This is a genomic window from Faecalicatena contorta (assembly GCF_021531995.1).
Lineage (GTDB): Bacteria > Bacillota > Clostridia > Lachnospirales > Lachnospiraceae > Dorea_A > Dorea_A contorta_A.
This window is the reverse complement of record NZ_JAFBIZ010000046.1, coordinates 1-20,871: the sequence shown is the minus strand read 5'-3', so window position 1 is coordinate 20,871 and position 20,871 is coordinate 1. Positions and strand designations below refer to the sequence as shown.

Here is a 20,871-nt window from a genome sequence, read left to right as displayed (position 1 = left end):
TAGCATCCTTGACAGGAATCTCGCACATGATGTTTTATCAACAAGCGGCTGATGAAAGAAAATGCCCCGGAAAAAATCCAGGGCAAATATTTCAATTATTTTGGGACATTTTCAAAAATGGTTGACAGTATTTTTTCTTTACACCCGGGAAATTAATTAAAAAACCCTCATTTCCCTTTTATTTCAGTAGTTTTTCTATGTTCAGCATTCCCCAGCCTTGTACCATTTCCTCCCTCTTTTCTCTGTCACTGCGCTCTCTCAGCCTCAATTTTCCTTCCACATTGCTCATGTCCGGATATTTACTCCATAAAAGAGCCATTGCGCCCGCCACAACCGGAGTTGCCATAGAGCTTCCACTCATTTCCACATAAGGTACTTTGTATTTCTTCCACCGATTGTTCAGCGAGACAATGCCATACCCTGGCGCAACGACATCCGGCTTCACCACACACTGTCCCGTCGGCCCTTCTCCGGAACAGTTTTTCTGTGAATTCCTGTCATTGACCGCTCCCACAGTAATGACCTTTCTGCTGGTTCCCGGTACCGCAACCGTCCCCGCTCCCGGTCCATAATTACCGGCCGATACCACAACCATCATTCCGATATCCCAAAGCATCTCAACCGCATCAATCAGATGCTCTGTCTGCTTCTTTCCGAGATTTTCTTTTGCTCCTACAGAAATGTTGACAACTTTAATATGAAGTCTGTTTCTCTCTTTATATATCCAATGAATCCCTTTTTCAATATACTCCATACATCCTTCACCTTTTTGATTCAATACTTTCACGGCTACAAGATCTGATTCTGGTGCAATTCCCGCATATTTTCCGTGTGACAGTTTTCCATTTCCCGCAAGAATTCCCGCCACATGTGTTCCGTGTCCACTGTCATCATACATACCTGCCCTTTCATTGACCATATCCCGAAATTCCAGGACTCTTCCTTTCAGATCCGGATGATTCGATAATCCGGTATCCAGAATTGCAGTACATACCCCTTTTCCATCGAGGTTTCTGTTTGTTGTGTCCTCACACCAGTAATGAATTTTTCCTTTCACTCTGTCCATAACATACTCCAGCTCCTTTTTATCAGAATATGCATAAAATGAAATTGATTTCCGATGTGTTTTGTCGTAAGATAATACTGTCTCTATTATAAGGGGAGGTTATTATGGAGAGTATAAATTATTACGAGATACTGGGGGTATCCGAACAGGCATCTTCGGATGAGATCACTGCAGCCAAAAATCAGCTTGCAAAAAAGTACCATCCGGATGTCAACATGAAAGACGGAATCGACACAACAGAACAGATGCAGCAGATTCTGGAAGCTTACCGGATTTTGTCCAATCCAAAAAAACGTGCAAAATATGATCGTGAACATGCAGGGCGCAAAACAGTCATGCAGACCTTTGACCTGCATAATATGGAAGAAACAACGGACAGCGGTGATTACGGATTCGTCGTTTACTGGAAGGCAGCAAATGCTCTCTACGACATTCTTCTGGAAAGTGACCAGATCTTTAAAGCCAAAGAACGTACCAGCCGCCTCACACAGTTATCCACGCATGCACTTAAGCACATCCTGTTACTGAGACAAGCTTCTATTCCGGAACGATACTGGCTTCCCGACATTATGAACTGGCTTCTTTTCACATGGTACAAGAATCGCAATGTCACGATCGACTACCTTCTGACTCAGTACGATGAATACATAAAAAAAAGTGTATCCGGAATTGACAGATTGAAGCTTCAGAAAGAAACTCATCATTTCCAGCACTCTTTAAAACGACTGTTAAAATATTAATCCTGTTTTCACACATCTGCCCGCGACGCATATTATGTACTGTAAACATCATTAACGGAGGATTTCAAAATGAGTGATTTAAGTGCTACAAATTGTGGATGCGGATGTGATTCTGACGACAGATTCGACAGAGACTGCAGATGTAACAACTGGGGAAACGGATGGGGCAATAATAGCTGTCTCTGGATCATCCTGCTTCTCTTCTGCAGTGGCGGATGTGGAAATGGATGGGGACGTGAAGGCGGATGCAATGACAACTGTCTGTGGATCATTCTCCTGCTTCTCTTCTGCTGTGGCGGATGCAATCATGGATGCTAATATACAGTTCTAAAGAAAGGACGGAGCACTTCACTCCGTCCTTTTTCCTGTTTTCCTTTCAGATCCTTTTCTATCCTTTTTTCTGCTTCCCTTAGAACCATCTTCCTGATCCATTCTTTTCGTGAGCATACAATTTTCATCCAGCTCATATACGGCATTTCCATCAATTATTAATTTCCTTCTCATATTCCGGAACTCCCTTTCTCTTCCTTACATTATTATATGAAAGTATTCGGAATTAGTTTTTCCGGTTTTCATAAATTGCATTCCAGGCTCATATATATTTTATAACGTTACATCTATTGGAGTATCTATGGACAAAAAAATGCCCCGACCCATGACACCTTTTGATCTTCTGACCGTCCCTGACGATCTCTATTCTATAAAGCTGTTTCTTCCATACACTCCAGTATCCATGCAACGTTTTCTTGCAATTTATGTGAAATTCATTGAACTTCATCATACCATTACGTATTTTCACGGATTTCCTTCCCGTTCTCCCTCCAGTGATATGATGGCAGATCTAAAGCCATACCTGAGTGAAAAAGAACGATCCATGATGGAGCAGGCAGAAAATATGATGCATATGATGGAAATGTGGCAGAGTATGCAGTCAATGGCTGATGCCTCTGATCCGGATATGAATCCCATGGATTTTATGAAGACTATGCTGACTCCTGAACAGCAGGAGATGTTCGACATGTACAGTCAGATGTTTGATACAGATATGAATATGTCCGATTCGGACACCAGGAAAGGAGGTTCGACACATGAACGAATGGATGGATCATCCGGCAATGAAGAACATAGATCCAATAAAGCTTAAGCTCATCCAGACTGCCGCCGCGCAGACCGCCGGAAAAAGCGGAGCCGCTCTCGCTCCCGTCATGATGGCTCTCATCACCAATGCAAACAGAAGAGGCATTCAGTTCTCTCCGGACGAAGTATCCTTAATCATCTCCATACTCAAGGAAGGAAAATCCGAAGAAGAAAAATCCCAGATTGAGCAGATGGTTCATATGGTCAATGCGTACATGAAGAAGGGTGTTTAAAACCCTTCTTCTTTTCGCATCATGCGGATCTCTCTTCTCTTTTTGGCTCTCTCCCATTCTTCTTTTTCCCATTCTGTCTCCAGATCCAGTCCCGGAACAGGTGTGGGTTTGTCGTTTTCATCCAACGCTACCATGGTAAAAAATGCACGGTTAATCGGTGTACGGATTCCGTCCAGAGATTCTACATAAGTGTCTACTTTCACTTCCATCGATGTATGGCCGACATACGTAATCTTGCCAATAATGACAATTACATCTTTCTGATAAGCTCCCTTTAAAAACCGGAGATTATCCACCGATGCCGTAATGACATTACAATGCGTATGTCTCTTTCCAACAAGCCCCGCCACCTCATCGATCCATTGCATCAGAATTCCTCCGAACAATCGTCCCGCAGAATTCAGATGGTTCGGCCTTACGATATGAACAGTCTCTACAACTGAATCAGCCACTTTTTTTGTTCTTATATCCATTTACCCAATTCTCCATTCTAAGGTCGAAATATTCATCCGTACCTATGTATAGTTTAAACGACACCGCCTTAAAAAGCAATACGTTCATCAACATACGGTATCTTAAATTTCTATTTGAAACTCTTTTATTCGAACACATTATTTGTTATACTGATTATAATTCAAAATAAAACATCATTCATTATTTATATATTTTTCGCAAAGGAGAATCCTTATGAGAAACATTAAATTAACAATAGAATATGACGGAAGTCGTTACCAGGGATGGGCACGTCTTGGAAAAGATGAATCCGGAAATACAATATCCAATAAGATTTCAGAAGTACTCCGAAAAATGACGGATGAATATATGATTGATCTGTACTGTGGATGCCGGACAGAAGTCGGCGTACACGCCTATGCGCAGGTTGCGAACTTTAAAACAGAATCCGATATGGATATTCAGGATATCAAGCATTACCTGAATCGTTACCTTCCCATGGATATTGCGATTATTGACGTAGAAGAAGTTCCAGAGCGCTTTCATGCACAGCTCAATGCATCTTCCAAGACATATGTATACCGCATGACAATCGATGATGTTCCAAGTGTATTCGACCGCAAATACACCTTCCACTGCCATAAGATTCCCGATAAGCATCTCATGCAGCAGGCTGCCGCCGAACTGGTCGGAAAACATGATTTCCGCAATTTTTCCACCGTCAAAAAGACCAAATCCACAGAAAGAGAGATCTTTGAGATCGAAGTGTACGGAGACATCGAAGAGATGCAGATCCTGATCCGGGCAGATGACTTCCTTCATAATATGGCACGCCTGATTGTCGGCACCCTGCTTGATATCGGGCTCGGAATCCGCCCAAAAGAAGACATCAGCGCCATCTTCTCCGGAACAAAAACCGTCAGTGCACCTTGCGATCCAAAGGGCCTGTACCTGCAGGAAATATCTTACTAAAAATACAAAGGATTGCTATATAATAAGCTTCTGTTATCCCAGTCCTATGCAATTGTTACAAGAAAAGCTGAACGAAGCGTTCTTGTAACAATTGCATAGGACATCTATGGATCACAACTCATTATATAACAACCCCTCTGTTCTTTTATTAAACTTCTATAATTTTTGCATGCAGTTTTTCAAGCTTTTTCATTTCCTGTGCGCTAAACTTTTTATCGGTCACAACTGCAGTAAAGTTCCCCAGATGATTGATCCGTGTCATTGCCTGTTTTTCGAATTTGGATTCATCTGCCACAAGATAGGATTTCCGACATTGTTTCGGTGTCTGCCTTTTTAACCACATCTTTTCTGCAGTCGGCGTCATCACTTCAAACTCACTGTTAATCGTTGCCGCTCCAAAAAAGCCAACATCAAACATAAAATCTGCCAGCATCTGTGTCGCATATCTTCCAAACATACTTCCTGTTGACTTCTGTACCATACCTCCACAAATACATAATTCTGCCGGACTGTCCTTTACCAGACGTGCAATCTCCAGATCATCCGTGACGATCAGAATTCCAGGAATCATCATAATCAACTTTGCGATCTCATACGTCGTAGTTCCTGCATCGAGAAATACCGTATCTTTCTCTGATACATATTTCGCACATACCTGAGCAATCTTTCTTTTCCCGTCAATGTGGCTCGTCTGCTTATCCGCATATGTGATCTCCTGTTTTGCAACCGCTCCTCCATGACATCGTTCCAGCATATTATCGTTCTGCAGCTTTAACAAATCACGGCGAATCGTCATCGTACTTACATTCAGTTCTTTTGCAAGCTCATCCACCTGCACACTCCCGTTTTTTCGTATGATATCTACAATCAAGGCCTGTCTTTCCGCCGCCAGCATATCTTTTCACCTCTTACTTCTTAGAATAAAATAACTATACCACAAGTGATCCCGTCCGAAAACACATAATATTAGAAAAAGCAGCAGAAAATCCACCGATTTTCTGCCGCTTCCACCAAACACACAGCGGGGCCCGACCCTATTGCCGCTGCTATGCGATATTACATAAAGATATTAAGTATCAGAACTTCTACAACACCAACTGCCCATGCAACCGTTGAAGTTACGGACCATATTGTGAGCTGATCTTTTGCCTCACTTACACCCAGTGTACGGTTAACAACCCAGAAATAACTGTCGTTGAAGTATCCAAAGAACAGAGATCCCACACAACATGCAACTGCTCCAAGCAGCGGATTTGCGCCTGCTGCAATGATGATAGGTGCAGAAATACTTGCTGCTGTTGTCATAGCTACTGTACCGGAACCCTGGATAAATCTCATTGCTGTAGAGATCAGTAATGGAAGAACAACGATTGGAATTGCTGTCTGAGCAAGTCCCTGTGCCATAAAGTTTCCAAGACCGGAATCTTTGATGATCTGTCCAAGCGCTCCACCACCACCGGTTACCAGCATGATGATACCTGCAGACATCATACCTTTTTCCATCTCAGAAAGCGCTTCATGTCTGTCAAGCTTTCTTCCCAGTGTAAAAATTGCCACCAGAAGTCCAAAACCTACTGCGATGATCGGCTGTCCAAGGAATACCAGAATCTCCATCACACCTGTTGTTTTTCCAAGTGCAGATGCAACTGTGTTAATCAGAATCAGGATAATCGGCACGATCAGAGGCATGAATGACTCTAATGCTCCAGGAATACCTGTCATATCCATAGCAAAAGCGCCTTCATAATCCGGCTCCTGATAAGGAATCTCTACAATCTCACCTTCGTCGTTTGGTACACGATAGTATTTCTTTGACAGGAATAATCTTGCGTATGCAATACATGCAATTGCCATTGGAAGTGCAAGAACAATTGTCAGAAGAATGAATTTACCAACATCGATTCCAAAGATACCGCACACACCTAACGGTCCCGGTGTAGGTGGTACCAGAGAGTGAGTAATAACAAGACCGGCTGCAAGTGCTACACCAAGTCCGATTACAGACTTCTTTGTTGCTTTTGAGATCGCTTTTGCGATCGGAGCAAGTACTACGAATCCGGAATCACAGAAAATCGGAATAGATACGATGAAACCAGTCAATGCCAGAGCTTCCTCTTCTCTCTTTTTACCAAAAAGCTTCAGGAATGTATGTGCCATTCTCTTTGCAGCTCCGGTAACCTCAAAAATCTGTCCCATCATAACACCGAATCCGATGATGATACCGATACTTCCAAGCGTTCCTCCGAATCCGGAAGTAATAGAGTTTACAATACCGAACGTCTTCTGGACACCATCTACCTCAATTGTTGTGTTGATTAACGGCATTCCACCGATCACACCAACGATAACTGTACAGATGATCAATGCAAGAAATGCCTGTACTTTTGTTTTTAATACCAAGAATATCAGGACTGCAATACCGATTGCAAGACCAAGTAACATTCTTTCCCCACTAAGTCCATTTACCATAACTAGACCTCCTCTTCCTCCAAAAAGATTATTTTGTAAAGTTTGGTGCGTATTTTGCTGCAAGAAGGATCGCTTCAATCATGCTGACAGCGCTTACAATACCTTTACCCGCAATATCAAATGCAGTTCCATGGTCAACAGAAGTACGAAGAATCGGCATTCCATTCGTGATTGCAATTGTCTTTTCAAAATCGAGAGTCTTTGTAGCAATATGTCCCTGATCATGATATAAAGATAATACACTGTTATATCTGCCGAGTGCAGCCTGATGGAATACAGAATCCGCTCCAATCGGTCCTGCAACATCATATCCCTCTGCCTTCAATTCATCGATCGCCGGCATAATCTCATTAACCTCTTCCCATCCGAACAATCCATGTTCTCCGCTATGAGGATTCAATCCGGCAATTGCCATCGTTCCTTCTGTTACTCCCAGTTTTTTCAGAGCCTCTGTACATCGTTTTACGTAATCAATGATACGATCTTTCGTAATCATATCAAGCATTTCTCTCAAAGAGACATGTCTGGTCAAGAAAAATACTCTCATTCCGTTGGTCTCAAACATGGTCAGTGGGTCTTCTGTTCCTGTAAGAGCACCAAATATCTCCGTGTGTCCGATGAAATTAATATTTCCCGCACGTAAAGACTCTTTATTGATAGGTGTTGTAGCAACAGCATCAACCTTGCCATCATTTGCAAGCTCAATACTTTTTGCAATATATTCATATGCTGCCTTGCCGCACATGCCATTGACCTTGCCAAATTCAAATCTGGCCATGTCAACATTGCCTAAGTCAATCAGATTCAATACACCCTCACGGAAGTCTCCCTCTTCTGGTTCACTGATTACATGAACCGTAAGATCAGCACCTACAATCTTAATTGCATTCTCCATGATGGTCTTGTCACCGATAATGATACAATTTGCTGCCTCAAATACTTCTCTGGAAGCAATTGATTTTGCAACAATTTCCGGTCCGACTCCTGCCGGATCTCCGATTGGTACTGCGATTAATGATTTTGCCATAATGTCTCATCCTTTCATTGATAAATATTTAGATATACAATTTTTCTTTCAAATAGGTAATGCATCTGTTGATTGCATCTCTTCCACCCTGGCTTCCGCCCTTAGTGATAATGTGAATGCCCTCAAATTCTCCCTTCAGAAATTGTCCATAAGCCGCAAGCGGAAGCACCTCATCCTTCAGATCTAGTCCTGCTGTCTGAAATTTCTGACACACGGCAACTGTAATGTCACCACCGCTCGTATAAAGTCCCAGGAACGTCGGTTCTGCTTTAAATATCCGATAGGTAATCTCCGCAAATGCGTGATTGATGATACCGGTTACATCATCCATGGAGCAATGATATCTCTCCATATATGGTTTAAAATCAATCCGGTTTTCCGGATAGATACCATCACCTGTTACCGTTGACACAATATTCCGGTCACACTCATCCACAATCGATTTTACAACCCGTGCAATCTCCTGTTCCCGTCTTTCATCACTTTCCAGCAATTCTCTGGTATGTACAAACTCGTTGTGTGTTCTCTGAGACAACCACAATTCTTCCATCTGCGCAGTCGTGTTCGGGTTCACGCTTCCTACTACAGCCAGGATCTTATTCTTCTGCTTCTTTTGCGTCGGAGTAATCAGCTTTCTTGATAACGTTGCAGTAAAGACTCCCGGATCAACAGCTACTACTTTCATCTTGCTCGTAATGACTGCATCTGCGATCAGATCCAGATCTTCCTGTGTGATACAGTCAAGTGTAATGATTCTGCTTCCTTCTTCTACACATTTCTTCATCAGATCTGCCAGATAATGCTTTCCGTGCATCAGATCCTTCATTAATATAGTAGAAACCTGATACTTGCTCTGCTGCTCAAACAATACTCCTGCTTCCGATATCTTAACCGGAGTCTTGGGATCGATTGCAATATCTGTCTTGTGGAGCGGAAGCCCATTCACCAGCATATATCCGCCGGCAACGATTCTTCCGGAAGACGGAAAGCACGGTGCCACAATGGCAACATACTCTTCACCGAGGCAGTCCAGCATGGCATCCGTCTCACTTCCAAGGTTTCCTCTCAACGTACTGTCAATTCGTTTGGAATACACCTTTACTTCATCGTTTTTTAAAAGCTCACATACATTATATACCCGGTTATATGCAATCTCCGGATCCACTCCTCTACTGTCTGTCGGATATAACACGCAATCACAATCAGCAAGTGTTGATAATTCTATCCGTTCTGTATTCATAACCGTGTATGCTTTGTAATTCATTTTTTTCAGAAGTACTCCGGTAGCATTTGCTCCGGTCAGGTCATCTGCTATTACAACACACTGTGGCATAATCAGACTCCTTTCTCATAAACATTTTCCAACAATAATTATGTTCTTTTATGTTTATATTTTACTTCTTTTGTTTCTTTTTGTCAATTTAATCTATTATTTATCAATCTTTTCAGCCAATCGCACAATACCAATGTTTGTTTTTGTCCAACATGAACAACTATTTATTCATAAGAACTTCTACCGCTTCGCGAAGCGTGGTAATCTCTCCAACATTGCCCGGAAAGATTACATACGGTGTTAATGGGAATTTACTTTCTTCGCCGGTCTGCCATACCGGAATTCCCGGTTTGATCTGACCCAGCACATTCGCTTTCTTAACTGCAAGAGCTTTTGTTCCCACATCACTGGATGTGATACCTCCCTTTGCAATTACAAAGCTTGGTGTAATGCTCAGTCTTCCGACCAGTGACTGAACTGCATCTGAAATCTTTACAGAAAGTCTCAGTTCATCTTCTTTATCGCCTGTATCAGCAGTAATCAGCGCACGTGTTGTAAAGCAGCAAACCGTCTTTCCGGCTTTGATACATTCCTCTTCCAAATCCAGACACCTCTTTACCTCAGCCTCAAATGCAGCATCATCCTTCACCAGTGTTGCGTTCAGCTCAATAAACTCAATGTCGGTTAACTTCTTAAGTTCTTCCACCTGTTTTGTTGTCTTATCCGTATGGGATCCAACTACAACGATTCCGCCGTTTGTTGTTTCTTTTACTACCATCTGTTCTCTGGTAAGAAGTGGCTGATCGGTCACACCTCCCATTACCTTTACGATTGCTGCAGCTGTACGGAACATGAACACTTTACCTTTTGCCATAGCACGGTATAAAGCAACACAGAACACTTTGATATCTGCGTAGTCCACTGCATTTACAATAATCTTATTAAAGTCTTTCACTTCCATCAGCGCTGATTCAATCTTATCGATATCCATATTGTGGATATCTTCCAGTGAGATGCAGGTAACATCGGAAGCTTTATATTCTCCCTTTGTCTTCTCTTCTACATACTCCGGCATGGTTGCTGCCGAATATCCAAATGTCTTATCTTTTGCAAATTCTGTTTCATTTGCCGGAACCAGCTCTTCGCCATATTTTACATAATGAACATTATCAATCGTAAATCTTCCGCCTTCTTTGAAAAACGGACACAGAATCTCACCATCAATTGTCTTCTGTGTGTTTTTTTCATAATTGTCTTTCAGAATCTTTGTTTCCAGCGGATAGTGTCCGCGAAGGGTACTGTCACTCCGGCTGATAAAGATATATTCTTTTCCTGTTTCTTTCGCAACCTCATCTACCACAGCTGCAATCTCGTTATGTGCTTTTGTAGTCTGTTCCACCGTAAATCCTCTGGAATTGGTCAGAACATAGAACAGGTTGTTCGCTTCTTCAAAGCCCTGGCGAATGGTATCCTTTTCCCAATTGGTATAGACTGTGATATCATGTACTGTCTGTACACCGGTCGGATCATCATCCAGAACAACGATCTTTTTATTGTTCGCTGCAATCTCTTTCTGCAGCAGTTCATCAATATATGCTTCGTCGATTTTCTTATATGAAGTCAGTACTTCTGCATGTAATGCCATCTTGTCATCCTCCTTGGAAATGTAATATTAATCAACTTTCTTTACTTCAACATCCGCAAGTTTTTCAAAATACTGTACGATTCCGCCATGGTCATCATTCATATGTCCGTGAATCTTCAGCGTCTGAAGGATCTCATACAGCTGAGCAGTGTACGGAATCGGAACATCAAGAGAATGTGCAGTATTCACAACGTTCTTGATATCTTTGTGATTGATACGGATCGGTCCGCCCGGTTTGAAATTACGTTCAATAATCATTGGAATCTTTGCATCCAGAACTGCACTTCCTGCAAGTCCGCCACGGATTGCTTCATATACTTTCTGCGGATCAGCTCCGGCTTTTACTGCAAGTACAAATGCCTCTGATACAACTGCAATCGTATTATTAACAATAACCTGATTTGCGAGCTTTGTAACACTTCCACTTCCGGACTCACCGATCAATAATGCAGAAGATCCCAGAATGTCAAAGTATTCTTTCATTGCATCAAAGTCTTTCTGATCTCCGCCTGCCATAATCGCCAGTGTTCCGTTGATTGCTCCAGGTTCTCCTCCGGAAACTGGTGCATCTACAAAACCTACACCTAATTTCTTCAGTCCCTCATAACATTCCTTGGATTCAACAGGCGTTACAGAACTCATATCGCATACAACAGTTCCTTCCTTCACGGTAGAAGCAACTCCGCCTTCATCAAATAAGATAGATTTTGAGATTGCTCCACTTGGTACCATGATAATGATTCTTTCACATTCTGCTCCGATCTCAGCATAAGTTGCTTCCTTTGCACCTGCTGCAACAACGTCTGCCACTGCCTCTTTGTTCAGGTCAGATACCAGCAGTTCAACACCTGCTTTTAACAGATTCTTAGCCATTGGTCTTCCCATGATACCCAGTCCGATAAATCCTACCTTCATACTTCATACTTCCTTTCTTTGAACATTTTTATTGTTTGTTTTTGAAACAATCCGTTCTTTTTGTTTCTGATTCCATACTACCGCATACCGGTATACCGGTCAAGATGTTATTTATCTTTCTCCTTTTTCTACAGTTTTTACGATCCGGTTTTGTGCAAAACCTCCATATTTCTGTTTCTTTTATCGTCATACTTTTAACAATATATACAATTTCTGTTTTCTCTTGATTTTCCGTTGCTATTGACCCTTTTTCTGTATTGTTGTATGATATCAATAGAATCTAATAAGCAAAAAAATGCGGGGGTTTTTGTTAAAAAAATATTTATCACCCCTGATTGTTTTCTTATAGCATGTAACTAAAGGAGTCACTATGATACCATTAAACGAACAGGCATATCAGCATCTCCAAAGTCTGATCATGACTAATCAACTTTCTTATCAGAAGATCTATTCTGAGACAAAATTGGCAAAAGAACTTGGGATTTCCCGGACACCGTTCCGTGATGCCATCCACAGGCTGGCACAGGAAGGCTATATTGACATCATTCCGAGTAAAGGATTCACGCTGCATCAGCTGACAAAAAAAGATGTAGACGAGACATTTCAGGTACGATCTGCACTGGAAACCTACTGTACGTTTCAGATCAGTACACAGGCAGACACTATGAATGCAAAAAAACTATTTCTGGAATTAGACCTGATCATGGAGAATTTAAAAAGAATTCTGGAGACTACACAGTCTATCGAAGAATTTTCAGAGTATGATTTTCAGTTTCATACAAAGATTGTACAATATCTTGAGAATGAACAATTTATATCCATCTTCGCGACCTTCATGTACCGCATGAAAAAGCTTGCAGTATTATCACTGTCACATGAAGGCAGAATGCAGAATACTTATGATGAACACCTGGCGATTCTGAACGCGATGAAATGCGGCGATACAGAAAACATATACGAGATTACGCTTAACCATATGGACACACCAAGAGATCTCAACCTGGAAGATCTATAACAGGGATTGCAATAATCCCTGTTATATTTCACTGACAGCGACATTTCCCGGTCTTTCCATCACTTTATCTGCACTGTTTCCGGTATCCTCAAATCCATATTTTCGATACAGCCAGTCCGCTGACTCCGTGTGCAGAATTCCATAAAGATGTCCATAATCCGCGATCACTGCATCCATCAGCATACGTCCCAGTCCTTTTTTTCGATGCCTTTCATCAACCACCACATCCATCAGATAGTACGTCGTTACTGTATCCGTCATCACCCTTGCATATCCCACCATATACTCATTTGAATCAAATACACCATACGGAATGGAATATTCCATCGCATCCAGAATACGTTCCTCGCTTCTGTCCTTTGCCCATTCTGTTGTTCTTAAGAGCTCAACAACACGCTTTGGATCCATATTTTCGACTCCTTTGCGAATGCAGAACCCAGATTCCTCCTCCGTAACCTTTTGTTCCTTTTCTGTCTTCTCCACAGAATCCCGCTCAATCTTCTTTCGAAGTTCTTTAGGACATATCATATTCTCTTCCACTGTATCTACCTCTCTCTTCATTCTCCGCTTGTTCTTTCTGCTATTATATACCCGTTTCCCCGGTTGTAAAAGAGGAAGTTCACCTTGCTATTTTCTTACATATTTGATACTATATGCAGGGTAGCGTCGTTTTGGACTCTCCCGGGAATCTCTAATATATTCCCGCACAGTATATAACATAAAAATCAATAAGGAGTATACAACCACTATGATCAGTACAAGTAACGTAACATTGCGGGTTGGTAAAAAAGCCCTGTTTGAAGATGTAAATATCAAATTCACAGAAGGAAACTGCTATGGCCTGATTGGTGCCAACGGTGCCGGAAAATCCACTTTTCTCAAGATTCTGTCCGGACAGCTGGAGCCTTCGAAAGGAGAAGTAATCATCACCCCAGGAGAACGTCTGTCTTTCCTGCAGCAGGATCATTTCAAATACGACGAGTATCCGGTTCTGGATACCGTCATGATGGGAAATGCACGTCTCTATGAGATCATGAAAGAAAAAGAAGTTTTATACGCAAAAGAAGACTTCACGGACGAAGATGGTATGAAAGCCAGCGAACTTGAAGCAGAATTCGCAGCTATGAATGGATGGGAAGCAGAATCAGATGCCGCTTCTCTGCTTAATGGTCTGGGAATCCCGACTGAGATGCACTATGACATCATGGGAACCCTGAACGGACCGGAAAAGGTTAAGGTACTTCTTGCCCAGGCACTGTTCGGCAATCCGGATATCCTGCTTTTGGATGAGCCTACCAACCACCTGGATCTGGATGCCATCGCATGGCTGGAAGAATTCCTGATCAACTTTAACAATACAGTCATCGTTGTATCCCATGACCGGTATTTTCTGAATAAAGTCTGCACACAAATTGCCGATATTGATTATGGGAAAATCAAACTATACGCCGGAAATTACGACTTCTGGTATGAATCCAGCCAGCTGCTCATCCGTCAGATGAAAGAAGCAAATAAAAAGAAGGAAGAAAAGATTAAAGAACTTCAGGAGTTTATCTCCAGATTCAGTGCCAACGCTTCCAAATCCAAGCAGGCTACCTCCAGAAAACGCGCACTGGAAAAGATTCAGCTGGATGATATTCAGCCATCCAGCCGTAAATATCCATATATTGACTTTCGTCCAAACCGTGAGATCGGCAATGAGGTATTGACTGTTGAAGGACTTAGCAAGACGATTGACGGTGAAAAAGTACTGGACAACATTTCCTTTACACTGAACCACGATGACAAGGTTGCCTTTGTAGGCAGCAATGAACTGGCAAAGACCACCTTATTCCAGATTCTTGCCGGTGAAATGGAGCCGGACGAAGGTACTTATAAATGGGGTATCACAACATCTCAGGCTTACTTCCCGTTAGACAGTGGTAATGAATTCAACAACGACTATACCATTGTGGAATGGCTCACACAGTATTCCGAAGAAAAAGATGTTACCTACGTAAGAGGCTTCCTCGGACGTATGTTATTCTCCGGTGATGACGGTGTCAAAAAAGTCCGTGTACTTTCCGGTGGGGAAAAAGTTCGCTGCCTGCTATCCAAGATGATGATCAGCGGTGCCAACGTTCTGATTCTTGACGAGCCTACCAACCATCTGGATATGGAAAGTATCACTGCACTCAATAACGGGATGATCAAATTCCCGGGTGTTCTTCTCTTCTCCTCAAGGGATCATCAGATCATACAGACGACCGCTAACCGAATCATGGAGATTGTTCCGGGCGGAAAACTGATTGACAAGATCACTACCTATGACGAATATCTTGAAAGCGATGAGATGGCCAGAAAGAGACAGACCTACACCGTTCAGGAAGAAGATAATTAAGAAAAAACTGCCGCAGCATATAGTTGTCTGATCTATCCACTACATGCTGCGGCAGTTTTTATCGTTTCATACGTTCATGCAACACACCATACACTTTATCAAAATCTTCCTGTCGCCCGTCTCCTTTGGTACAGGATATGATTTCATGACGTTTTCCATTCTTATCAGTAAGAAACAGCACCTTTTTAATATCTGCCTGTTTCCCAACCTCTATCTTTTCCATATCGTTAATCTGATAGATAAAGACATCTGTACGTAACACAAGCACATAATCTTTTGCAATCATGATATGTTCATCCGGAAGTTCAAGCACATCCTTATCCGTAAGCTGACGAAAAAAAACATCTGGATCATCCACATCAGATAATTTTTCTCTGAATTTCTTCTGTGCTTTCACGTTCGTTACAGCAAGAAATACCCCCATCACAGCAAACACAATTGCCATAGCCACGTTTGTAAACAGACAGATCAGTGCAAGACACAACAGACTTCCCCACACAATCATTCCTGTCTGTAATTTCTTTGCACGTTCACTGACAAACTCTGCGTATTTTTGCTGACCGGCATTTTCAATTCCCATGCATGTACCTCCTCTTCCACCACTAGCGGATCCTCTCTGGAAAACCTACTTTTTTCTGCACTTTACGCAAAGTCCTGGTTGCATAATAATTCGCCTTCTCTGCATTGTTCTTAATGATTCCATCAATATAAGCTTTATCCTTTTCCAGTCTTGCCACTTCATCCTGCAGCGGTTTCAAAACTGATACAACAGCCTCACCAACAGCCATCTTAAAGTCTCCGTAGCCTTTTCCGTCAAATTCTTTCACAACCTCTTCCGGTGTTTTTCCTGTACATGCGCTGTAGATATCGATCAGATTCTTAACACCCGGCTGCTCATCCCGGTACAGAATCTGTGCCTCAGAATCTGTCACTGCACGTTTACACTTTCTGAGAATCGTATCCGGATCATCCATAAGGTAGATACTTGCATTCGGATTTTCATCAGACTTGGACATTTTTTTCGTCGGATCCTGAAGACTCATGATCTTAGCCCCTACTTTTCCCACATAAGCTTCCGGAATGGTAAATACATTTCCATAAATGTTATTAAATCTCTCTGCAATGTCTCTGGTTAGTTCAAGATGCTGCATCTGGTCAATTCCCACCGGCACAACATCTGCCTGATACAGAAGAATATCTGCAGCCATCAGTACCGGATAAGTAAAAAGCCCTGCATTGATATTATCTGCATGCTTAGCTGACTTATCTTTGAACTGTGTCATACGGTTCAGCTCTCCCATATAGGTAAAGCAATTGAGAATCCATGCAAGTTCCGCATGTCCGGACACATGGGACTGATAATAAATGCAGTTTTTCTCCGGATCCAGACCTGCCGCAATATATAAGGTCAGCAGGGCTCTGGCTCTTTTTCTCAGAGTGGCCGGATCCTGTCTCACCGTAATGGAATGCATATCTACAACACTGTAAAAGCATTCATACTCATCACTGAGTTTGACCCAGTTCTTTAAAGCTCCGAGGTAATTACCCAGAGTCAGATTACCTGTTGCCTGCATACCGCTGAATAATACTTTTTTATCATTGATCATTTTTAATCTCCTCCTTCAGTCTATGATGCATTCTGCATGCCAGTGAATTAACGGGCCTGCGCATCCCAGTCTTCCACTTCATCATCATAATATACAACATTTTCAGACAATATCTTCATATCATAATCTATCACCTGTACTTCAGTCACTGCACAGTTCTTATGTACTCCCTGTCCCCAATACTCTTTCAACGGCAAATGCCTGATATTATTGATCATACCAGCCAGAGCCGCACCATGAGTCGCAATCAGAATATGACACTGCTCATATTCCTTTTTATGGATCAGCTCCTCCAGAAATTCACCGGTTCTTTTTTTTACATCGGCAAAAGACTCTCCGCCATTTGCCGGCACAAAGTTTTCCGGATCAGTAAAAAACTTCTGGAACTCATCCGGGAGCTCACATCTGGATTTTTCAAGACTTTTCCCCTCATAATCCCCAAATGCCATCTCCATGATCCTTTCATCCTCTAAAATCGGAACGTCTCTTCCTTCCAGTATCAATCTGGCAGTTTCCCTTGCTCTGCACAGAGGACTTGATATACAGTGATCAAATCTGACATTCTGCAGCCCTTTTGCTGTTTTTCTTGCCAGACTTTTTCCAAATTCATTCAGAGGGATATCCACCTGTCCCTGAATTCTTCTGCTTTTGTTCCAGTCAGTTTCTCCATGTCTTACAATATATAGCTTCATATTGCTCCTCCTTAAAACGTACCCTGTTAGTATAGCACACCTTCCAGTGTTTTTATAGTAATTTCAATTTAAAAATGCTATAATTAATTATAATTCATCCACAATACTATATTGTGCAGGAATAGAAAAAGGAGTGTATCAATATGGAAAAAATTACAAGCTTTACAATAGACCACCTGCGTCTGGTGCCGGGAGTCTATGTATCCCGCGTTGACTACGTGGAAGGACACCCGATCACCACTTTCGATCTGCGTATGACCAGTCCCAACGATGAACCCGTTATGAATACAGCAGAAGTACACACGATTGAACATCTTGCAGCAACATTTTTACGCAACCATAAAGATTATGCTGACAAAACGATCTACTTCGGACCGATGGGGTGTCGCACCGGGTTCTATCTGCTTCTTTCCGGATCTTATGAATCCAGAGATATTGTACCGCTTATGATTGAAATGTTCACTTTCATCGCTGAATTTGATGATGAAGTGCCTGGTGCAAGCCCAAAAGACTGTGGCAATTACCTCGACATAAACCTCCCGATGGCCAGATATCTTGCACGCAAATATCTGGACGAAGTCCTGGAACACATCACAGAAAAGCAGCTCATCTATCCGGAATAATCTCAGAATTTACCGAACCGGTCCCGTGCAGTTCTCCTATCTCTGATCTGCACGGGAGATTGATCGGTTCAGCACCTGAATCTGACATATTTCCATCGCATTCAATGCATTCTCATGACTCTGCGGCGTGACACCGGCACAACAGGACGCATCTACAATGACAGGCACCTCCGGAAGAAATGCTTTTACGAGCATTGCGTTAGAGATCACACAGATATCCGTACACAGACCGATCAGAGTAACCGACTCTACTCCCGTCTTTCCCTGCTTTCTCAGGTCTTCGTCATATGCGCACAGCAAGGATCCCAGATATCTGCTCCCAAATGTCGGTTTATCAATCGGTTCTTCTTTTCGAAGTGCATCAATCTCCGGATGTATTTCCCATCCCGATGTTCCCCGGATACAATGTTTTACAGGAAGATTTCTTCCCTCCTGTGTATCCATATAATTATCTTCATGGGTATCCCGGGTATACATTACTCTTCCATCGAAAGTTTTTATCTTTTCTGCAACCTTTGGTACGATCGATACTGCCTCCCCTGTCCCCAGTGCTCCATCGATAAAATCATTCTGCATATCAACTACTACCAATACATTCATAAAAAAACTCCTCTCCATATGGAAAAAGAGGCTACTGCCTCTTTTTCTTCATTATTTATTCCATATTTCCCGGAAATCTCGGGATTCCGTCAAAGCCGACTTTTAATTCTTCATCTGTCGGGATATAATCTGTCATTTCTCCATTATGGAACTTCTCATAAGCAACCAGATCAAAGTATCCGGTACCCGTAAGACCGAAAAGGATCGTCTTTTCTTCTCCGGTCTCTTTACACCTTAACGCTTCATCAATTGCCACCTTGATTGCATGACTGCTTTCCGGTGCCGGAAGGATACCTTCTATTCTTGCAAACTGCTCTGCCGCTTTAAATACTTCCGTCTGTTCTACGCTTCTTGCCTCCATATATCCATCCGCATATAACTGTGACAGTATAGAACTCATACCATGATACCTGAGACCTCCTGCATGGTTCGGTGACGGAATAAAGCCACTTCCAAGTGTATACATCTTAGCCAGCGGGCATACCATACCGGTATCACAGAAATCATATGCATATACTCCTCTTGTAAGACTCGGACAAGATGCCGGCTCTACTGCGATAAACTGATAATCTGCTTCTCCTCTCAGTTTTTCTCCCATAAACGGAGAGATCAGTCCGCCAAGGTTTGATCCACCGCCTGCACATCCGATAATGATGTCCGGTTTAATTCCATACTTATCCATTGCCGCTTTTGCTTCTACACCTATCACAGACTGGTGAAGCAATACCTGATTTAATACACTTCCCAGAACATATCTGTATCCTTCCGTACTGGTCGCTACCTCTACCGCTTCCGAGATTGCACATCCCAGACTTCCGGTGGTACCTGGATGTTCTGCCAGAATCTTCTTTCCGATCCCGGTCTCTGTGGAAGGTGAAGGTGTCACACTTGCTCCATATGTCCGCATTACTTCACGTCTGAATGGCTTCTGTTCATAGGAACACTTCACCATGAACACTTTACAGTCCAGATCCAGATAAGAGCATGCCATGGAAAGCGCAGTTCCCCACTGTCCGGCTCCTGTTTCTGTTGTCACACCCTTCAATCCCTGCTTCTTTGCATAATAAGCCTGTGCTATCGCTGAATTCAATTTATGACTTCCACTGGTATTATTCCCTTCAAATTTATAATAAATCTTTGCAGGTGTCTGTAATTTTTCTTCCAGACAATATGCTCTTACAAGCGGTGCAGGACGATACATCTTATAGAATTCCTGAATTTCCTGTGGGATAGCAATATATCTGTCATCGTTATTCAATTCCTGCTGAACAAGCTCTTCACAAAATACCCCTGACAGTTCCTGCGCTGTCATCGGCTCTAATGTCCCGGGATTTAAAAGTGGTGCAGGTTTATTCTTCATATCTGCACGTACATTATACCATGCCTTTGGCATCTCGTTCTCATCGAGGTAAATCTTATAGGGGATATTTTTGTCTTTCTGATCTTTCATTGTTTTGATCTCCTTTCATTGAAAACTCTCGGGACATGGGATTTTTTATTACAGATTCTTTTTTCCATAAATAAAAAATACCCTTATCCCATACAATCACTATTGCAGGGACAAGAGTAATATCATCAACTCCTGCGGTGCCACCCGGCTTGGTATATCATCCTATTCATATACCCTCTCATGCGTACTGCCATACGCGTACTTTGTTAACGGAGTATCCTCTCCGGCTTGCTTACTCTGTTCTGCATGATCCACATTTCAGTTTGCCCTCAGAAGTCCATTCCCTATAGCTTTAACCTGCTGCAATCCCACCGCCTGCAACTCTCTGTGAAGCAAATGTCCATAAGTACTTACTCTTCCTCATCGGTTTGTTAATACTTTACCACAGCAAATTACCATTGTCAAGTTTTAATTGATTGTATCATAATTACATTTAAATGAAAACGGGGTAGAGTAGGTTAGAGGGCTTTGCCCTCTCTCCCCTCATCAAACCGTGCATGAGGTTCTCCCTCACACGGCTTTCCGACATTCTTCTTTCTACAGCATTACGTCATGCCGTAGCCATTCTTTTTAA

Annotated in this window: 23 protein-coding genes; 8 read left to right on the top strand and 15 right to left on the bottom strand. The window is 42.3% G+C overall.

The features are described 5' to 3' along the window. Positions 1-178: 178 nt before the first annotated feature. Entirely contained in the window at positions 179-1,066 is an 888-nt protein-coding gene (locus JQM82_RS07960; RefSeq protein ID WP_235249573.1) for a S8 family peptidase, read from the bottom strand. A gap of 104 nt (positions 1,067-1,170) precedes the next feature. Between JQM82_RS07960 and JQM82_RS07955 the strand changes: the two genes are divergently transcribed. Beyond that, complete coding sequence (locus tag JQM82_RS07955; RefSeq protein ID WP_235249572.1) at positions 1,171-1,806, top strand: J domain-containing protein; 636 nt, start codon at positions 1,171-1,173, stop codon at positions 1,804-1,806. A 69-nt stretch (positions 1,807-1,875) separates the two neighbouring features. Beyond that, entirely contained in the window at positions 1,876-2,124 is a 249-nt protein-coding gene (locus JQM82_RS07950) for a chorion class high-cysteine HCB protein 13 (protein WP_235249570.1), read from the top strand. A gap of 30 nt (positions 2,125-2,154) precedes the next feature. On the opposite strand, the gene JQM82_RS07945 is transcribed toward JQM82_RS07950, so the two are convergent. Continuing rightward, positions 2,155-2,310: a hypothetical protein gene (locus JQM82_RS07945; RefSeq protein ID WP_235249567.1), complete on the bottom strand. Its 156-nt coding sequence runs from the start codon at positions 2,308-2,310 to the stop codon at positions 2,155-2,157. Positions 2,311-2,437: 127 nt separating this feature from the next. Here JQM82_RS07945 and JQM82_RS07940 point away from each other — a divergent pair, with 127 nt between their 5' ends. Together JQM82_RS07940 and JQM82_RS07935 are read left to right on the top strand one after the other, a co-directional pair. Further along, positions 2,438-2,950 carry a hypothetical protein gene (locus tag JQM82_RS07940; RefSeq protein ID WP_235249565.1) on the top strand — a complete coding sequence of 171 codons (513 nt, stop codon included), beginning with the start codon at positions 2,438-2,440 and terminating at the stop codon, positions 2,948-2,950. Next, the gene (locus JQM82_RS07935) at positions 2,895-3,176 is read left to right on the top strand and encodes a hypothetical protein (RefSeq protein ID WP_235249564.1); all 282 of its coding nucleotides are present in this window, start codon (positions 2,895-2,897) and stop codon (positions 3,174-3,176) included. The genes JQM82_RS07940 and JQM82_RS07935 overlap by 56 nt, the downstream gene beginning before the upstream one ends. On the opposite strand, the gene JQM82_RS07930 is transcribed toward JQM82_RS07935, so the two are convergent. Next, positions 3,173-3,649, bottom strand: coding sequence for an acyl-CoA thioesterase (locus JQM82_RS07930; protein WP_235249563.1), 477 nt, complete (start codon positions 3,647-3,649; stop codon positions 3,173-3,175). The two genes, JQM82_RS07935 and JQM82_RS07930, sit on opposite strands and share 4 nt — an antisense overlap. 214 nt (positions 3,650-3,863) lie before the next feature. Between JQM82_RS07930 and truA the strand changes: the two genes are divergently transcribed. After that, a complete protein-coding gene (gene truA, locus JQM82_RS07925; protein ID WP_235249562.1) occupies positions 3,864-4,601 on the top strand; it encodes a tRNA pseudouridine(38-40) synthase TruA in 738 nt (245 codons plus the stop codon). A 148-nt stretch (positions 4,602-4,749) separates the two neighbouring features. Here truA and JQM82_RS07920 read toward each other — a convergent pair whose 3' ends face one another. The 6 genes from JQM82_RS07920 to garR form a co-directional block, all read right to left on the bottom strand. Further along, positions 4,750-5,496 (bottom strand): DeoR/GlpR family DNA-binding transcription regulator, encoded by a 747-nt coding sequence (locus JQM82_RS07920; protein WP_235249561.1) that lies wholly within the window; start codon positions 5,494-5,496, stop codon positions 4,750-4,752. A 161-nt stretch (positions 5,497-5,657) separates the two neighbouring features. Beyond that, complete coding sequence (locus JQM82_RS07915) at positions 5,658-7,070, bottom strand: GntP family permease (protein WP_235249560.1); 1,413 nt, start codon at positions 7,068-7,070, stop codon at positions 5,658-5,660. 28 nt (positions 7,071-7,098) lie between these two features. Further along, a complete protein-coding gene (gene pdxA / locus JQM82_RS07910; protein ID WP_235249558.1) occupies positions 7,099-8,097 on the bottom strand; it encodes a 4-hydroxythreonine-4-phosphate dehydrogenase PdxA in 999 nt (332 codons plus the stop codon). Between the two features lie 28 nt (positions 8,098-8,125). Then, positions 8,126-9,430, bottom strand: a complete 1,305-nt coding sequence (locus tag JQM82_RS07905; RefSeq protein ID WP_235249557.1) for a four-carbon acid sugar kinase family protein — start codon at positions 9,428-9,430, stop codon at positions 8,126-8,128. Positions 9,431-9,590: 160 nt separating this feature from the next. Further along, positions 9,591-11,015, bottom strand: a complete 1,425-nt coding sequence (locus JQM82_RS07900) for a four-carbon acid sugar kinase family protein (RefSeq protein WP_235249556.1) — start codon at positions 11,013-11,015, stop codon at positions 9,591-9,593. Positions 11,016-11,042: 27 nt separating this feature from the next. Continuing rightward, positions 11,043-11,930 carry a 2-hydroxy-3-oxopropionate reductase gene (garR, locus tag JQM82_RS07895; RefSeq protein ID WP_235249555.1) on the bottom strand — a complete coding sequence of 296 codons (888 nt, stop codon included), beginning with the start codon at positions 11,928-11,930 and terminating at the stop codon, positions 11,043-11,045. A gap of 370 nt (positions 11,931-12,300) precedes the next feature. On the opposite strand from garR, the gene JQM82_RS07890 reads away from it, so the two are divergent. After that, positions 12,301-12,945, top strand: coding sequence for a GntR family transcriptional regulator (locus JQM82_RS07890; protein WP_235249554.1), 645 nt, complete (start codon positions 12,301-12,303; stop codon positions 12,943-12,945). 21 nt (positions 12,946-12,966) lie between these two features. Here JQM82_RS07890 and JQM82_RS07885 read toward each other — a convergent pair whose 3' ends face one another. Then, positions 12,967-13,506 (bottom strand): GNAT family N-acetyltransferase, encoded by a 540-nt coding sequence (locus tag JQM82_RS07885; protein WP_235249553.1) that lies wholly within the window; start codon positions 13,504-13,506, stop codon positions 12,967-12,969. A 187-nt stretch (positions 13,507-13,693) separates the two neighbouring features. On the opposite strand from JQM82_RS07885, the gene JQM82_RS07880 reads away from it, so the two are divergent. Continuing rightward, the gene (locus JQM82_RS07880) at positions 13,694-15,325 is read left to right on the top strand and encodes an ABC-F family ATP-binding cassette domain-containing protein (RefSeq protein WP_235249552.1); all 1,632 of its coding nucleotides are present in this window, start codon (positions 13,694-13,696) and stop codon (positions 15,323-15,325) included. A 58-nt stretch (positions 15,326-15,383) separates the two neighbouring features. Here the strand turns inward: JQM82_RS07880 and JQM82_RS07875 are convergent, their stop codons facing one another. Genes JQM82_RS07875 through JQM82_RS07865 form a run of 3 tightly spaced genes read right to left on the bottom strand, consistent with a single transcriptional unit; the run spans position 15,384 to position 17,624 of the window. Then, positions 15,384-15,905, bottom strand: a complete 522-nt coding sequence (locus JQM82_RS07875; RefSeq protein ID WP_235249551.1) for a hypothetical protein — start codon at positions 15,903-15,905, stop codon at positions 15,384-15,386. A gap of 22 nt (positions 15,906-15,927) precedes the next feature. After that, on the bottom strand, positions 15,928-16,932 hold the full coding sequence (trpS, locus tag JQM82_RS07870; protein ID WP_235249549.1) for a tryptophan--tRNA ligase: 1,005 nt from the start codon (positions 16,930-16,932) through the stop codon (positions 15,928-15,930). A gap of 47 nt (positions 16,933-16,979) precedes the next feature. Then, positions 16,980-17,624 (bottom strand): histidine phosphatase family protein, encoded by a 645-nt coding sequence (locus tag JQM82_RS07865; RefSeq protein ID WP_235249548.1) that lies wholly within the window; start codon positions 17,622-17,624, stop codon positions 16,980-16,982. Between the two features lie 143 nt (positions 17,625-17,767). Here JQM82_RS07865 and JQM82_RS07860 point away from each other — a divergent pair, with 143 nt between their 5' ends. Continuing rightward, positions 17,768-18,247, top strand: a complete 480-nt coding sequence (locus tag JQM82_RS07860; protein ID WP_235249547.1) for an S-ribosylhomocysteine lyase — start codon at positions 17,768-17,770, stop codon at positions 18,245-18,247. 36 nt (positions 18,248-18,283) lie between these two features. Here the strand turns inward: JQM82_RS07860 and JQM82_RS07855 are convergent, their stop codons facing one another. Together JQM82_RS07855 and JQM82_RS07850 are read right to left on the bottom strand one after the other, a co-directional pair. Next, entirely contained in the window at positions 18,284-18,847 is a 564-nt protein-coding gene (locus JQM82_RS07855; RefSeq protein WP_235249546.1) for a cysteine hydrolase family protein, read from the bottom strand. A gap of 55 nt (positions 18,848-18,902) precedes the next feature. Beyond that, a complete protein-coding gene (locus JQM82_RS07850; RefSeq protein ID WP_235249545.1) occupies positions 18,903-20,297 on the bottom strand; it encodes a TrpB-like pyridoxal phosphate-dependent enzyme in 1,395 nt (464 codons plus the stop codon). Positions 20,298-20,871: the final 574 nt, after the last annotated feature.

Coding starts and splice junctions, on each gene's coding strand:
- JQM82_RS07900 (WP_235249556.1), bottom strand. CDS start 11,015: ATGGCATTACATGCAGAAGTACTGACTTCATATAAGAAAATCGACGAA.
- truA (WP_235249562.1), top strand. CDS start 3,864: ATGAGAAACATTAAATTAACAATAGAATATGACGGAAGTCGTTACCAG.
- JQM82_RS07955 (WP_235249572.1), top strand. CDS start 1,171: ATGGAGAGTATAAATTATTACGAGATACTGGGGGTATCCGAACAGGCA.
- JQM82_RS07860 (WP_235249547.1), top strand. CDS start 17,768: ATGGAAAAAATTACAAGCTTTACAATAGACCACCTGCGTCTGGTGCCG.
- JQM82_RS07885 (WP_235249553.1), bottom strand. CDS start 13,506: ATGAAGAGAGAGGTAGATACAGTGGAAGAGAATATGATATGTCCTAAA.
- JQM82_RS07915 (WP_235249560.1), bottom strand. CDS start 7,070: ATGGTAAATGGACTTAGTGGGGAAAGAATGTTACTTGGTCTTGCAATC.
- JQM82_RS07960 (WP_235249573.1), bottom strand. CDS start 1,066: ATGGACAGAGTGAAAGGAAAAATTCATTACTGGTGTGAGGACACAACA.
- JQM82_RS07940 (WP_235249565.1), top strand. CDS start 2,438: ATGGACAAAAAAATGCCCCGACCCATGACACCTTTTGATCTTCTGACC.
- garR (WP_235249555.1), bottom strand. CDS start 11,930: ATGAAGGTAGGATTTATCGGACTGGGTATCATGGGAAGACCAATGGCT.
- JQM82_RS07930 (WP_235249563.1), bottom strand. CDS start 3,649: ATGGATATAAGAACAAAAAAAGTGGCTGATTCAGTTGTAGAGACTGTT.
- JQM82_RS07880 (WP_235249552.1), top strand. CDS start 13,694: ATGATCAGTACAAGTAACGTAACATTGCGGGTTGGTAAAAAAGCCCTG.
- trpS (WP_235249549.1), bottom strand. CDS start 16,932: ATGATCAATGATAAAAAAGTATTATTCAGCGGTATGCAGGCAACAGGT.
- JQM82_RS07950 (WP_235249570.1), top strand. CDS start 1,876: ATGAGTGATTTAAGTGCTACAAATTGTGGATGCGGATGTGATTCTGAC.
- JQM82_RS07935 (WP_235249564.1), top strand. CDS start 2,895: ATGAACGAATGGATGGATCATCCGGCAATGAAGAACATAGATCCAATA.
- JQM82_RS07875 (WP_235249551.1), bottom strand. CDS start 15,905: ATGGGAATTGAAAATGCCGGTCAGCAAAAATACGCAGAGTTTGTCAGT.
- JQM82_RS07920 (WP_235249561.1), bottom strand. CDS start 5,496: ATGCTGGCGGCGGAAAGACAGGCCTTGATTGTAGATATCATACGAAAA.
- JQM82_RS07865 (WP_235249548.1), bottom strand. CDS start 17,624: ATGAAGCTATATATTGTAAGACATGGAGAAACTGACTGGAACAAAAGC.
- JQM82_RS07890 (WP_235249554.1), top strand. CDS start 12,301: ATGATACCATTAAACGAACAGGCATATCAGCATCTCCAAAGTCTGATC.
- JQM82_RS07850 (WP_235249545.1), bottom strand. CDS start 20,297: ATGAAAGATCAGAAAGACAAAAATATCCCCTATAAGATTTACCTCGAT.
- pdxA (WP_235249558.1), bottom strand. CDS start 8,097: ATGGCAAAATCATTAATCGCAGTACCAATCGGAGATCCGGCAGGAGTC.
- JQM82_RS07945 (WP_235249567.1), bottom strand. CDS start 2,310: ATGAGAAGGAAATTAATAATTGATGGAAATGCCGTATATGAGCTGGAT.
- JQM82_RS07855 (WP_235249546.1), bottom strand. CDS start 18,847: ATGAATGTATTGGTAGTAGTTGATATGCAGAATGATTTTATCGATGGA.
- JQM82_RS07905 (WP_235249557.1), bottom strand. CDS start 9,430: ATGCCACAGTGTGTTGTAATAGCAGATGACCTGACCGGAGCAAATGCT.